We start from the raw sequence: 13370 nt of genomic DNA, 5'->3' as shown, positions 1-13370 counted from the left end.
CAAACCCTTGGCCAAATCGATGAAAGGAAAATACATGCGCAAAATCATCGTTCTTGCAGCCGCCGCCACGCTGGCCTCCGCAACCGTAGCCGGCGCCCAGCAACAGCCCACGCCGCAACCGAAGCCGGCGGCGCCCAGCGCTCAGCCGGCGGCGCCGGCGATCCAGAAGGTCAACATCGTCGATATCAGCGAATTGCCCAAGGCCACCCAGACGCAGGTCAATCAGGTGATCGCCCAGCGTGGCGATGCCGGGCTGCAGAAACTGCGCTCTTCGATCGACGCGACGCCGCAGATCAAGTCGGCGCTCGAAGCCAAGGGGCTCACCTCGGCACAGGTGGTCGCCGCCAGCATGACCACCGATGGCGCGCTGACCCTTGTCACCAAGAAGGCAAGCTGAAAGAAGCGCTTGGCGGGCCGGCACCCGGCCCGCCAGCCCACAGGGAACCTTCGCCCGACAGGAGGCGTTTCGTTCCTTTGGCGCCGAACGGCGTTGCACAGAAAAGTCCACCAGGAGTGAGCAATGCCTGTCTTTGCCGACACCAGATGGCTCCAGAGCCTTGCTGCCTGCACATTTCTCGCAGCTTTCGGCCCGCAAGCCGCGCAAGGTCTTGAAAGCGCTGACGCCGTCAACCGGGCCGACACCGTCAACAGGATCGTCGGCTCCGATATCCGGCAGGAGGAGGCGCGGACGGAACCACAGACCAACAAGATCATCACCGCGATCGAGCGGACGCGTGAGAACATCGGCGCCGTGCGCAAGACGTCCAAGCTCGATACTGTGGATATCGTCTTCCTCACCGACGCGGCGCGCAGCGAAGGCGGCCCGCCGCCGGCGGTCGAGAGCAAGGTCGAACAGCATCAGGACGACATTGCGGAACTGCACAAGGAGATCGACGCCAACGCCTTGCTGTTCAACGCCATCGATTCGCGGCGCGTGCTTACGGAAGACGTCCTTGCGGTGGAATTCGACGGCTCGGCAAGAATCGTCATCTACGCGGCGGCCAGGCCGTCGAACTGACCTCAGGGCGCCCGACCCCGTCGATCTCACAGCCTGCCCATGATCTTCTGCTGAAAACCGTAGACCTCGCGTTTTCCTCCGAACGGCACCAGCGTGACGTCCCGCTCTTGTCCCGGTTCGAAGCGCATCGCGGTGCCGGCGGCAATGTCCAGACGCATGCCGCGCGCTTTGTCGCGATCGAATTTCAACCCCTCATTGGTCTCGAAGAAATGGTAGTGGCTGCCGACCTGGATGGGCCGGTCGCCGCTGTTGGCCACCTTCAGCGTCACCGTCGGCAGCCCCTTGTTGAGCTCGATGTCGCCGCTTGCGGTGATGATTTCGCCGGGAATCATCGTTAGCCTCACAAAACGCCGAAGACCAGGCCGCCGCCGACTGCAGCACAAGCGGCGCCAGCGGCGCGGGCAAGCCCGCGAAAGCGCATGCCGAGGCCAAGGCCGGCAGCGATGCCCATGGCATGGAGAAGTGCGGTGGCAACGGCAAAGCCGGCCATATAGTCAAGCCCACCTGCATTTTCCGGCACTTCGGTGCCGTGGGCATGGCCATGGAACAGCGCGAACAGGCCGATGATGGCGACTCCGGCCGAGACCGGCAGATCGACCGCCAACGCCACCAGAAAGCCAAGCGCGACGACGGAGGCAAGGATGCCCGGTTCGACGAAAGGCACCGGCACGTGGAGCATGCCGAGCGCGCCGCCGACCAGCATTACGCCGACAAAGGCCAGCGGCCAGGCCCATATCGCCTTGCCGCCCTTGAGCGCCGCCCAAAGGCCGACGGCGACCATGACGGTCATATGGTCGAGGCCGGACAGCGGATGCGCGAAGCCCGCCGCGAAGGACGAGGTGGTGCCGATGCCGACATGGGCATAAGCGGGCATCGCCGCCGCCAGCAGCAGGATCGCTGCAAGCGTGGTGCGTTTGGTTGAAGCAGAGATCATCGGTCTTCCCTTCGAAGTCACGAAAACAATCACGCAGCCTTGCGCGGGCCGCAGCCCTCGGCCTTGAGCACGCGTTGGGTCGAGGCCGGATATTTCACCAGTTTCTCCACTGGGCGGATCGGGCGTGCGGAAAAATTGCCGCCGCAGTTCGGGCAGACGCCGCCCAGCACATGTTCAGCGCAGTCAGCGCAGAAGGTGCATTCAAAGGTGCAGATCAGCGCGTCCGCCGCTTCCGGCGGCAGGTCCTTGTCGCAGCATTCGCAATTCGGTCGCAGTTCCAGCATCGTTTTCTCCTCACCTGATCGGTTCGTGCACGGTCACCAGCTTGGTGCCATCGGGAAAGGTCGCCTCGACCTGCACGTCGTGGATCATCTCGGCGATGCCTTCCATCACCTGCGCGCGGGTAACCACATGGGCGCCGGCCTCCATAAGTTCGGCGACCGGGCGGCCGTCGCGGGCGCCCTCGACGACGAAATCGGTGATCAGCGCGATCGCTTCGGGGTGATTGAGCTTGACGCCGCGTTCCAGCCGCTTGCGCGCCACGATCGCCGCCATGGCGATGAGCAGCTTGTCCTTTTCACGCGGCGTCAGGTTCATGCGCTTTCCTGGATTTGGCCTGGATTTGGCTCAGAGTGACCATAATTTGGGCAGACCCGCCCGCCCGTTGAGCAGTTCGACGAGCGGAACCAGCCGCTTGCGCAGCTGGTAGCCGTCCTCGGCAAACAGCCTCGCAAGAAGCTTGCCAGATTTTTTGACGCTCCAGGCGCTGGCATCGCCGTCGGCGCCGATGATGTCGCGGGCCGCATCGAGCAAGCCTTCGGCCTGCGGCGAAACCATCAGCAGCGTCGCAGCGGCAATGGCGCCGCCGGCGACCGCCGGGCGGCCAAGTGCCGCCGCGATAGCCGGCCCGATGCGGGAATCCTCGGCATGAACGAGCGCACCATCCTGGCGGACACGCCAACGGTCGTGGAAATGGCCGTGCGCGGCCTCTTCGCCCATGGCGAGGCGGCCGAATACGGTGGCCTCAAGCAGCAACGCCTCGGCATCAGCGGCAAGCTCGACCTCGAGCGTGCGGGCAAAGGCCGAGCGGTCGAAGACGATGGTTTCCTGGGGCAGCCAGGCGATATGCCCGCCCGCGCCGACGCTGAGCTTGACCCGAACTTCAGCGCGGTCGCTTGCAGCACGATAGATCTTTTCGCAGGCCTGGGTGGTTATCGAGGCGGAGGCACCTGGACCGACATCGATTTCCCAGCCGAGCCGATCGCCGCCGGTCAGGCCGCCGGCCGTGTTGATGAGCACGGCTTCGAGCGGATCGGCCGCAACGGCCGGCATGCGGATTTTGGCCGAGCCGTCCTGATAGAGGCGCAAAAGCCGGGTGCGTCCATCCCTGACGCCGCACGCAAGCCGGGCCGCCCCGGCCGCGCGCTGGGCCGGAAGAGCTGAGATCAAGACATGCTGCAACGTATCCACGGCGCTAACGTTAAGCACTCCCGGCGCTTTGTCGATATGGTGCTTGTTGATATAGCTTGTTGCTTGACAGCGTTTCCGTTTCTATAGAGGGAGCCTCTTTGGAACGGTCATGCTGCGCCTGGCGGGTTTTTGAAGGCGACGGCGATTTCAGTCCAGGCAGCAGGGGCGCCAACCAATCGGCACCGCGACGTTATAAAATTGGGGAAGGAATCGAATGGCTGACGAGCTGGCAACGGAAATCATCGCCAAGATCAGGGCACATGCGGAGCCCGGTGGCGAAGAGATCACCACCAATACGGAATTGACCGCGCTTGGCATCCATTCCCTGGAACTGACCGAGATCATCTTCGATCTCGAGGAGCAGTACGGCATCGAGATCGAGATGAACACGGTCGATGCCTGGAGCAATCTCAAGAATGTCGGCGATATGGTTGAGGCTGTTCGCGCGCTGATTGCGAAAAAAGCCTGAGCTGAATGCAAAAGCGCGTCGTCATTACCGGCATCGGCGGCATATGCGGGCTCGGCGCCAATGCGCCTGCAATCTGGAACGAAATGCGGGCCGGCCGATCGGCCATCGGTCAAATCAGCAATCCCGGTTTGCATGATTTGAAGGTCAAGGTCGGCTGCGAAATCAAGACGCTGCCCGACCATGGCATCAGCCACAAGCAGACCGTGTCGATGGACCGCTTCAGCCTTTTGGCGACGATTGCCGCGCGCGAAGCCATGCAGCATGCCGGCCTGACATCGAATGAAGCAACCACCTACCGGATGGGCGCGGTTGTCGGCGTCGGCGTCTGCGGCTGGGAGGCGATCGAGGAGAACTATCGCGCCATCCTGGTCGACGGCAAGAACCGGGCCGGCATCTTCACCGTGCCGAAAGTGATGCCGAGTGCGGCATCCGGCCATGTCAGCATGAATCTCGGCCTGCGCGGGCCGGTGTTCGGCGTCACTTCGGCCTGCTCCTCGTCCAATCACGCCTTTGCCTCGGCGGTCGACCAGATCCGGCTCGGCCGCGCCGATGTCATGGTCGCCGGCGGCACCGACGCGCCGCTGCTCTGGGGCATCCTGAAAGGCTGGGAAGCCCTGCGGGTGCTGGCGCCCGATACCTGCCGGCCGTTCTCAGCCGATCGCCAGGGCCTGTCGCTCGGCGAAGGTGCTGGAATGGCGGTGCTGGAAACGTATGAACACGCCATGGCGCGCGGCGCTACCATTCTGGCCGAATTTGCCGGAGCCGGCCTTTCCGCCGACGCTTCCGATATCGTCGCGCCGACTGTCGAGGGACCGACGGCGGCGATGCGCGCCTGCCTGGCGGACGCCGGGCTCAATCCCGAGGACGTCGACTATCTCAACGCCCACGGCACCGGCACCAAGGCCAACGACCAGATCGAGACGGCGGCAATCAAGCGCGTCTTCGGCGACCATGCCTATAAGCTGTCGGTGTCGTCGACCAAGTCGGTGCATGCCCATTGCCTCGGCGCCTCGGGCGGCCTGGAAATGATCGCCTGCGTGATGGCGATCCGCGAAGGCATCGTGCCGCCGACGGCCAATTTCCGGCAGGCCGACCCCGACTGCGATCTCGACATCACGCCGAATGTGGCGCGCGAGCGCAAGGTGCGCGCGGCGATCAGCAACGGTTTTGCCTTTGGCGGCACCAATGCCGTGGTCGCGTTCAAGGCGGTCTGACGGCAAGCGACTGGCCCCTGAGCGACTGGGCCTGAATGACTGCGAAGACGGTGTCTGCACCGTCGACCGGTTGATCGGCAAAGACGCCGAGGATAATCCTTCGCAACACGCCAGATGGCGCGATACCGCGCCAAATTCCCGACCGGAGCTTTCGATGACCGACCTGTCCGCCTTTCCGATCACCAAGCGCTGGCCGGCCAGCCACCCCGACCGCCTGCAGCTCTATTCCGCGACGACGCCGAATGGCGTGAAAGTCTCGATCGCGCTGGAAGAACTCGGCCTGCCCTACGAGGCGCATCTGGTGGATATCGGCAAGGACCAGAGCTGGACGCAGGAATTCCTGTCGCTGAACCCGAACGGCAAGATACCCGCGATCATCGACCCCGACGGTCCGGGCGGCAAGCCGCTCGGCCTGTTCGAATCCGGCGCCATCCTGCTCTACCTCACCGACAAGACCGGCAAGCTGATCCCGGTCGATCCGGCGCGGCGCTACGAGACCATCCAATGGGTGTTCTTCCAGATGGCGGCGATCGGGCCGATTTTCGGACAGGTCGGGTTTTTCAACAAATTCGCCGGACGCGAGATCGCCGACAAGCGGCCGCTGGATCGCTACCGCAATGAATCGCGGCGGCTGATCGGGGTGCTGGAGACGCGGCTGAAGGGTCGAACCTGGATCATGGACGACGACTATACCATCGCCGACATTTCGATGCTGGGCTGGGTGCGTAATCTGATCGGCTTCTACGAGGCGCGCGAACTCGTCGGCTTCGACGACTTCCCCACCGTCGCGGCATGGCTGGAGCGCGGGCTGGCGCGGCCCGCGGTGCAGCGCGGCCTGACCATTCCCGCCAGGAATTAACCTCGGCCGGCCGAAGCAACCAGGTCTATTTCGCCTTGGCCTTGCTTTTCGAGCCGCCCTTGCCGATGACGGACGCAGCGAGCGACGCGGCGCCCCTGGCTGTCGCCGCCACCGCACCAGCGGCGACATTGGCGGTCGCCTTGACCGTGCGCATGGCCCCGCCGGCCATCGAGCCGCGGCTTGCCGGCTTCTTGGGTTTGGCGGTTTTCACCGCCACCTTCGCCGTCGCGACCGGTTCTACCTTCTTTGGCGCCGCTTTGCCGAAAGCCGGCTTTGCGTCCTTGGACCGCTCGGCGATCGCCGGGCCGGCGCCTGCCTTGGCCTGCGTGGCCTTTGCCTGCCTGGCTTTGGGTTGAGCGGTCTTGCTCTTGGCGGGTGTTTTTGCCTTGGTTGCCATCTGACGGTTCCCTCACGGCGGCACGATTGCCGATGAGAGATAACGACCTGAAAGTCTTAAGGTTCCCGTTCCGAAGTCCAGCGAACTATGCGGGATCGCCAACAACCAGGTCGGCGGACCTGCGACGGCCGAGCACGCGATCGATGTTGGGCATGTCGTTGGAAGCGATCCAGGCGCGGGCGTCTTCGTCGGAGCGGCCATGCTCGTGCCAGCGCACCAGAAGGCGGCGCTCGAGTTCGGCCCGCGGCACATCGACAAAGATGGTGAAGTCGAACAGCGGCGCCAGCCGCGACCACGGCTCCTCGTCGAGCAGGAGGTAATTGCCTTCGACCAGGATGAACTTGGTCTCGGCGGCAACGATGGAGGCGGCGGCGCGCGACAATTCCATGCTGCGGTCGAACACCGGAATGGCGATGTCTGGCTCGCCCGAACGGATGCGCTTCAACAGCGTCTCGAAGCCGGCGAAGTCGAAAGTCTCCGGCGCGCCCTTTCTTGGCCGCAGGCCGCGCTGGTCGAGCACGATGTCGTCATAGTGGAAGCCGTCCATCGGCACGACTTCAGCCGCGCCCTCCGGCAGCAGATCATGCAGCCCGGCCGAGAGCGTCGACTTGCCGGCGCCGGGCGGGCCGGCAATGGCGACGATGAAGCGTTTCGCCTTGCCGGCGCGCTTGAAGATGGTGGCGGCGAGATGGGCGATTTCGGACATTGGGCGCTTCCAGCTATGCTTTGCATCTTGTCGGCAGTTTGAGGAAATTTCAAACCGCGATTTGGGCAATCTCACGACATCCGCACGTCAGCGCCGCCCCTCGTCGCCCTGCCGGTGTCCAGCCGATAGATGGGTAACACTTCTCCCCCTATGCGTCCGCCGCAGCGCCAAGCAGATTGGTTGGCGCGGCGGTGCGGCGGACAAGCTCCATGTGCCGTGTGTCGAGGATGCCAGCAGGCAGGTGAGGGGCAGGGCCAGCGTTCGAAAATCAGCCGGGCTGGCCGATCCGCAGGAAATCGCTGTCGAACCTGACATCGCGGGTCGAACCATCGGCTCCGGTGAGACGCATGTGACCTGAGGCTGTCCCGATATCGCGCGGCGGCTCGCCGCTCGTGAGCGGCAGCGTGCCGATGACATGGCGGAAGGAGACTTCGCCGCCGAGGGTAAAAGCGGTCGCGACCCCTTCGCGCTTCAGCCAATTGTCGCCGATCGATGCGGCATGGCCGATGGCGGCGCGGCCGTCCTCGATGCCGAGCACGCCGCGATGGCGGCTGCTCCACGGCGCGTAGTCGCGGCCGCCATTGCTGAACCACAGCATGGTGACCGGCAGCTCCGCCGGGTTCTTCAGCACCAGCACCAGATCCTGTTCGGCCCGGCGCGCCAGCGCCGTCCAGCCCGGACCGCCATGATCGGCTTCGACCAGGGTGATGAAATCCTCGCGCTCATCCTCCATGCGGTAGTCGGTGAGATCGAGCGTGCCGCCGCCAGTGGCTGGAAAGCGCGTCAGATCGGTCGAGCGGGCGGGATAGGAAAGCTTGAAGCGGCCGCGGGCCGGATCGGGCTCCAGCGGTGCGTCCAGTGTCCCGGCAAAGCGCTTCGGCGAAAAGGCCAGCCGGCCGCCATCGCGCATCGCCGCCATCGGATGGTGGGCGGCGGAGACAGCGCCGGAACCGCCGGAAAAGACATGCTCCTGATAGAGGAAGGGATGACTGTTGCGGAGCGTGAAGATCTTGTCGACCGTCGCGCCCATCACCGTGCGGCGCAACCGGAAGACGGCCCGCCAGCCGTCGGATGTCGCTTCGCTGGCGGTGACATCCCAGGCGCTGTTGGCCGGCCAGCCATGCAGCGGTGCGGCCTCGATGTCGCTGGCCGAAAACGGTGCGCATAGGAAATCGCCAGACAGCCGCACCGTGCCTTCAGGCAGGTCCGGCGGCAGCGTCTCGCCAGCATCGATCCAGGGCGCGCGGTGCAGCGGCTTCAGGGGGCGGCCATCGCTGTCGACCGTCATGTCGGCGATATGGCCGACAGTGAGATCGAGCGTGACCGAAATGCCCTTTGCCTTGATCGTGACCGTATCCATCCGCGCACCTGCTGATTCTGATGGCAGCGAACAAACCCGCTCCGCGACGGATGCGCAAGCACAGCGACCGGCATTTTGCATCAGGGCGATTTTTACCCTCCCCTTGTGGGGAGGGTCGGCGAGCGCTCGACGCGAAGCGGAGATCGATCGACGGGGCGGGGGTAGCGCCCTACAAGGACCCCTACCCCGATCCGCTACGCGGATCGACCCTCCCCACAAGGGGAAGGGTGGACGCCTACTGCCGCTTATACTCGCGCACCGGCGACTTGGTGCCGTCGGTGTAGGTGACCTGCACCGCCATCGACGTCACGTTGTCGGCGACCTTGAAGTAAGGCTGGTAGTCATAAGGAATGGCGTACGGGTCCTTCTTGTCGCAAGGCGGCAGCTTGATCTCCTTGTCGAGCGCCGTGGCGTTCAAGCTGTAGCGCACCTCCCTGATGCCGCAGCGGAATGACAGCATCTGGGAGAAATAGACCAGGCCGTGATTGCCGCTGGCGTCGAAGACGATCCACGACGTCCAGAACTGGTCGAGGATCTGTTTGTTGCCCTGTTGCAGCGCCGCGTCCGGATCGAAACTTATGTCGAACGGCCCGGTCTCGCGGCCCCTGAGATCGAGATATTTGACCCCGATGGTGGTGGCCGTGGTGCTGTCGGGCAATTCGAAGCTCGGATTGGGCATCGGCTTGCCGGTGCGCTGGTCGTTCATCGCCATCAGCCCGGTGTCGGTGAACGGACCTGACACACCCATGCGCCAGGAAATGCCGGTCGCGGCCTCGGGCAGCGAGATGGAGATCGTCCAGCCGGCATTGGAGCGCATCGGCGTCAGCGTCGGGGCAAAGCGTGCTGGGTCGAGCACGTCGCCAAGCGCCGTCAGGCGGGTACGGCTGCGGTCGAGCCAGTCGGCGAGCTGCGTCTGGTCGACGAAATATTTGAGCAGCCCGCCTTCCTTTTCATAGGAGACGAACCTGGTCAGCGCCTCGGCCTCGCTGCGCTTGTCGGACAGCGACTGGACGCCGAGGCGATCCTCGGAAAACTCCTGCGCGAGCAGGTAATAGGCCGGTGCGAAATCCGGATTGGCGGCGATGAAGGCGTTGAGCTTGTCGAGACGCTGGGCATCGTCGAACTGCAGGATATGGACCAGCTTGATCGACAGCGCCTTGGCCTTGTCGGCCAGGGCGCCGAACACTTCGCGGGCGCCGGCCTTGCCGTCCTGCACGCGCAGCAGGGTGGCGAAGCGTGTGTAGGGATCGACGGCGTCGACGTCGAAACCGGCGAAAGCGAGATAGGAGCGCCGCGCATTCAGCATGTCGCCGGAAAGCTCGTAGACGCGGGCATTGTGATAGAATTCGTCCGGCCGCTTCGGCTCGGCGATCGTCCCGCCCTGCGCGGCCAATGCGGCAAAGCCCTTGGCGATGGTGTCGATCGAGGCGGCGATCTGCTCGGTGGTCGCCTGAAGCTTATCCGCCTGCTCGGCCTGTTTCTGCTGGCCGGCAGCGAGCGTTTCGGTCGTCTGCTTGACCGCCTCTACCGACTTTTGCGTCTGCGCGCCCTGCTCAGCCTGCTGCTGCTGGGTCGACGCAATTTCCTCGGTCTTCTTCGCCACCGCGTCGGTCGATTGCTTGACCTGGTCGACCGCCAGCTTCGTCTCGGTTACCGTTTGCTCGATCCTGGCCACCCTGGCCGAGACGATGCCCATCTGCTGCTGCAACTGGGCGATGGCCGGCACCAGGCCGGCGATCACACCGTTCTGCGAATTGGACTGCTGCTGCAGGCCATAGACGCCGCCGGCGACGGCGGCAGCGCTGGTGGCAAAGATCAGCGCCGGCAGCGCCTTGGCGGCCAGAACCAGCCGCAGAACGATGGCAATGGCGATGATGGTGGCGGCAACCGAAGCGACCAGCGCGATATAGGCGGCGAACGGCGCCAGCGGATTGAGGATGTCGGATGCGGCGCCGCCGATGAAAGCGACGCTGCCGGCCCATTTGCCGGTGCGGCTGAGCGAAGCCCTGATAAGAGATGGCGCAGCCGCGCCGATGTCACCGGTCATTGTCAAATCCCCCAAGCAATTGCCGCCTCTATAGCAGCACCGCGACCCCGCAGGCAAAACAGGACAGGAAGCAGGCGATTTCGGGAGGTTGCCGTTTCAGCGCCGATGGTTGGCGAAGCCGAAGCGACATCTGATCTCCCCCCTTGCGGGGGAGATTGGCAGCGTCATCGGCAGCTCCGCCGTTAACCAAATGGACGAACACAATGGGTTAGGCTAGGTTCCGGCCCTCTCAGCAACGCCGGACTTGACTTGCCAAATTTCCATTTCCCCTCCCCCGCCCAGAAATTTCTCGCAGCCCTCCTGCTGCTTGTCTTCGTGGCCGGCTGCAGCACCACCGCACCGCCCGACAGCGTGCTGGCGGTGCCGGCGCCGCAGGAGAAATATGCGGCCATCGTCGTCGATGCCGGCAGTGGCAAGACGCTGTTCGAAGTCAGTTCGAGGGCGCAACGCTATCCGGCGTCGCTGACCAAGATGATGACGCTGTACCTGCTGTTCGAGGCGCTGGAGTCCGGCCGCGTCTCGAAGGAAACGCAGATCCCGGTCTCCGACAATGCCGCCCGGCAGCCGCCGACCAAATTGCGCTTCAAGCGCGGCGAGAGCATCGATGTCGATTCGGCGATCCGGGCGATCGTGGTCAAGTCGGCCAATGACGTGGCGGTGGCGGTGGGCGAATATCTCGGCGGCTCGGAGGACCAGTTCGCCGCCATGATGACGTCCAAGGCGCGCCAGATCGGCATGAGCAGCACCGTCTTCCGCAATGCCTCCGGCCTGCCCGACGATGGCCAGCACACATCGGCGCGCGACATGGCGACGCTGGGGATGGCGCTGCGCGCCCGCTTCCCGCAGCAGTTCCACTATTTCTCCGAAAGCGACTTCATGTTCCGCGGCCGGCTGGTGCGCGGCCACAACGACATGCTCGGCCGGGTGCGCGGCGTCGACGGCATCAAGACCGGCTATATCAGGGCATCCGGCTACAATATCGTCACGTCCTACAATGCCGACGGCCGGCATCTGATCGTGGTGGTGATGGGCGCCGCCAGCGCCCGCCAGCGCAACGACCATGTCGAAGCGCTGATCCAGCGCAGTCTGTCGCCGACGCTGGCCGATACCAAGACGCGGCTGATGTTTGCGGGAGACCAGCCGGCAGCGTCGCCCGGCCTGCCGCCGCCTGGTTTGCCGGCGCAGGGGTCGCAGTTGCCTGGTTTACCGCCGCAATAGAACCCGTCGTTGGGTGGAGGAACTCTGAAACGCCGGCGGGACAGCATCCCCCTCTGGCCTGCCGGCCATCTCCCCCTCAAGTGGGGAGATTAGCAGCTTCGGCGTCTCGCCTCTTTTTCGTGTTTGGCGAAGCCATGGCGACATCTGATCTCCCCCCTTGAGGGGGAGATGTCCGGCAGGACAGAGGGGGGTCGTGAAGGATCGCTGCCTCATCTTAACTCTGCAGCAGGCGCAACAGCACTTCGGCGGTCTGGTTGCCGAGCAGCAGGCGAGCGAGGCCCCGGGGGGCTGCGCCGCCACAGGCAATTGCAGCAGGCATTCATCACAAGCGCTTGCACAAGCCCCCAATCTTCACCGCCACAGTGGCTATGGCGTGCCGGCTTGGCGTATCGTGGGCGCGACAGCAGGAGCCGGCATCATGAGCCCAAAACCATCCGAACAGGCCGCCAATGAAAACGACAGCGGCGGCGAGTATTTCGAGGCGCCGCCCATCGGCGATCATGACGCCGAGCTGGTTGCCGACGAGGCGCTGGAAGCGCCCGATGTGCCGGACTCCGAACCGCATGGCCGCCTGAAGCCGAAGCGAAAGCCGTCGGCGATATCGGGCCGCAAATTCCGCAAGCGCGACCTGGTGCGCATCGACGACCTGCGGCCAAGCCTGGCCGACCGCATCCGCTCCGATCATCCGGACCTGCCGCGCGGCGCCCGCATCAGCCGCGAGGAGCTCGGCCGCTACCGCATGCGCTACATGGAGGAGCTGCTGCAGCAGGAGCATGGCGAATTCTCCGAGCTCGACCGCCAGGTGGTCGAATCGATCGCCAGGCAGGACACGATTTCGGAAAACTCGGAAGAGGAGTTCGAGGAGCACCGCTCGTTCGCCGACCGCGTCTCCGACAACATGGCGGCTTTCGGCGGCAGCTGGTGGTTCCTGATCTCGTTCGGCAGCGTGCTTGCGGTGTGGATCGGCATCAATTTGATCGCGGGCGTGAGCAGCGCCTTCGACCCCTACCCCTTCATCCTGCTCAACCTGCTGCTCTCCTGTATCGCCGCCATCCAGGCGCCGATCATCATGATGAGCCAGAGACGGACGGAGGCCAAGGACCGCCTGCGCTCGTTCAACGACTACCGGGTGAACCTGAAAGCCGAGCTGGAAGTGCGCCATTTGCACGAAAAGCTCGACTATCTGATCTCGCGCCAATGGACGCGGCTGGCCGAAATGCAGCAGATGCAGCTGGACGCGATGCATGAACTGACCGGCGCGAAGAAGGCGAAGCGGGCGCCGCGCAGGGTGCGCAGGCGGGTGGCGAAGGTGGAGGTGGCGGGGTGAGTCCCGGGCTGAGGCTGCAGGGCGGACGCGAACTTGCCAGGCCGCGCAAGCGGCTTCGAAAATATCGCCACGCCAATTGCCCGTTGAAGCCCGCGCCGGCTTCCGCTAAGAAGCCGTGGCTGGCCGGCCTATCGGCTGGTTCGTTTTCAGGTTCCCTGAAGGCACCCGTAGCTCAGCTGGATAGAGCGCTGCCCTCCGAAGGCAGAGGTCACAGGTTCGAATCCTGTCGGGTGCGCCAACTTACCGAGGGTCCATTCCGGACACATAGGTTACGGTTTATATCGGAGACATGGGTAACACTTTTGGCCCGAAGGGGTTTTGGAGTGGTTCGAGCCTGCATGTCTCATCATC

General features: G+C 64.5%; 16 protein-coding genes and 1 tRNA gene. 8 read left to right on the top strand and 9 right to left on the bottom strand.

The window, feature by feature from the left end:
- The first annotated feature begins 34 nt into the window (after positions 1 to 34).
- Both NKH38_RS17170 and NKH38_RS17165 read left to right on the top strand, forming a co-directional pair.
- Complete coding sequence (locus NKH38_RS17170; RefSeq protein ID WP_023671233.1) at positions 35 to 397, top strand: hypothetical protein; 363 nt, start codon at positions 35 to 37, stop codon at positions 395 to 397.
- 123 nt (positions 398 to 520) lie between these two features.
- Entirely contained in the window at positions 521 to 1018 is a 498-nt protein-coding gene (locus NKH38_RS17165) for a hypothetical protein (RefSeq protein ID WP_352762019.1), read from the top strand.
- A 26-nt stretch (positions 1019 to 1044) separates the two neighbouring features.
- On the opposite strand, the gene NKH38_RS17160 is transcribed toward NKH38_RS17165, so the two are convergent.
- The 5 genes from NKH38_RS17160 to NKH38_RS17140 are packed head-to-tail and all read right to left on the bottom strand — an operon-like array spanning position 1045 to position 3401.
- The gene (locus NKH38_RS17160) at positions 1045 to 1350 is read right to left on the bottom strand and encodes an urease subunit beta (RefSeq protein WP_023671231.1); all 306 of its coding nucleotides are present in this window, start codon (positions 1348 to 1350) and stop codon (positions 1045 to 1047) included.
- Between the two features lie 8 nt (positions 1351 to 1358).
- Positions 1359 to 1952, bottom strand: a complete 594-nt coding sequence (locus NKH38_RS17155; protein WP_023693078.1) for a HupE/UreJ family protein — start codon at positions 1950 to 1952, stop codon at positions 1359 to 1361.
- Between the two features lie 29 nt (positions 1953 to 1981).
- A complete protein-coding gene (locus NKH38_RS17150) occupies positions 1982 to 2236 on the bottom strand; it encodes a DUF1272 domain-containing protein (protein ID WP_023671229.1) in 255 nt (84 codons plus the stop codon).
- A 10-nt stretch (positions 2237 to 2246) separates the two neighbouring features.
- Positions 2247 to 2549: an urease subunit gamma gene (locus tag NKH38_RS17145; protein WP_023693076.1), complete on the bottom strand. Its 303-nt coding sequence runs from the start codon at positions 2547 to 2549 to the stop codon at positions 2247 to 2249.
- 30 nt (positions 2550 to 2579) lie between these two features.
- Complete coding sequence (locus NKH38_RS17140) at positions 2580 to 3401, bottom strand: urease accessory protein UreD (RefSeq protein ID WP_502896605.1); 822 nt, start codon at positions 3399 to 3401, stop codon at positions 2580 to 2582.
- Positions 3402 to 3636: 235 nt separating this feature from the next.
- Between NKH38_RS17140 and NKH38_RS17135 the strand changes: the two genes are divergently transcribed.
- The 3 genes from NKH38_RS17135 (at position 3637) to NKH38_RS17125 (ending at position 5964) form a co-directional block, all read left to right on the top strand.
- Entirely contained in the window at positions 3637 to 3891 is a 255-nt protein-coding gene (locus NKH38_RS17135) for an acyl carrier protein (protein WP_023671226.1), read from the top strand.
- 5 nt (positions 3892 to 3896) lie between these two features.
- Entirely contained in the window at positions 3897 to 5105 is a 1209-nt protein-coding gene (locus NKH38_RS17130) for a beta-ketoacyl-[acyl-carrier-protein] synthase family protein (protein WP_352762017.1), read from the top strand.
- Positions 5106 to 5259: 154 nt separating this feature from the next.
- Entirely contained in the window at positions 5260 to 5964 is a 705-nt protein-coding gene (locus NKH38_RS17125; RefSeq protein WP_023711377.1) for a glutathione S-transferase family protein, read from the top strand.
- A gap of 25 nt (positions 5965 to 5989) precedes the next feature.
- Here NKH38_RS17125 and NKH38_RS17120 read toward each other — a convergent pair whose 3' ends face one another.
- From NKH38_RS17120 to NKH38_RS17105, 4 genes are all read right to left on the bottom strand, one after another.
- The gene (locus tag NKH38_RS17120) at positions 5990 to 6361 is read right to left on the bottom strand and encodes a hypothetical protein (protein WP_023711378.1); all 372 of its coding nucleotides are present in this window, start codon (positions 6359 to 6361) and stop codon (positions 5990 to 5992) included.
- 85 nt (positions 6362 to 6446) lie between these two features.
- Positions 6447 to 7067, bottom strand: a complete 621-nt coding sequence (locus NKH38_RS17115) for a nucleoside triphosphate hydrolase (protein ID WP_023689152.1) — start codon at positions 7065 to 7067, stop codon at positions 6447 to 6449.
- A 268-nt stretch (positions 7068 to 7335) separates the two neighbouring features.
- Entirely contained in the window at positions 7336 to 8427 is a 1092-nt protein-coding gene (locus NKH38_RS17110) for a hypothetical protein (protein WP_352762016.1), read from the bottom strand.
- A gap of 235 nt (positions 8428 to 8662) precedes the next feature.
- Positions 8663 to 10474 carry a methyl-accepting chemotaxis protein gene (locus tag NKH38_RS17105; protein WP_352762015.1) on the bottom strand — a complete coding sequence of 604 codons (1812 nt, stop codon included), beginning with the start codon at positions 10472 to 10474 and terminating at the stop codon, positions 8663 to 8665.
- A 249-nt stretch (positions 10475 to 10723) separates the two neighbouring features.
- On the opposite strand from NKH38_RS17105, the gene NKH38_RS17100 reads away from it, so the two are divergent.
- The 3 genes from NKH38_RS17100 to NKH38_RS17090 all read left to right on the top strand — a co-directional run bounded on the left by NKH38_RS17100 (position 10724) and on the right by NKH38_RS17090 (position 13257).
- On the top strand, positions 10724 to 11692 hold the full coding sequence (locus NKH38_RS17100; protein WP_352762014.1) for a D-alanyl-D-alanine carboxypeptidase family protein: 969 nt from the start codon (positions 10724 to 10726) through the stop codon (positions 11690 to 11692).
- A gap of 418 nt (positions 11693 to 12110) precedes the next feature.
- On the top strand, positions 12111 to 13019 hold the full coding sequence (locus tag NKH38_RS17095; RefSeq protein WP_023723419.1) for a DUF1003 domain-containing protein: 909 nt from the start codon (positions 12111 to 12113) through the stop codon (positions 13017 to 13019).
- A gap of 161 nt (positions 13020 to 13180) precedes the next feature.
- Positions 13181 to 13257: transfer RNA gene (locus tag NKH38_RS17090), tRNA-Arg, on the top strand.
- Positions 13258 to 13370: the final 113 nt, after the last annotated feature.

It is taken from the genome of Mesorhizobium sp. M1078, assembly GCF_040318615.1.
Lineage (GTDB): Bacteria > Pseudomonadota > Alphaproteobacteria > Rhizobiales > Rhizobiaceae > Mesorhizobium.
Note: the sequence above shows the minus strand (reverse complement) of the source record. Positions and strands in the feature narration are given on the sequence as shown.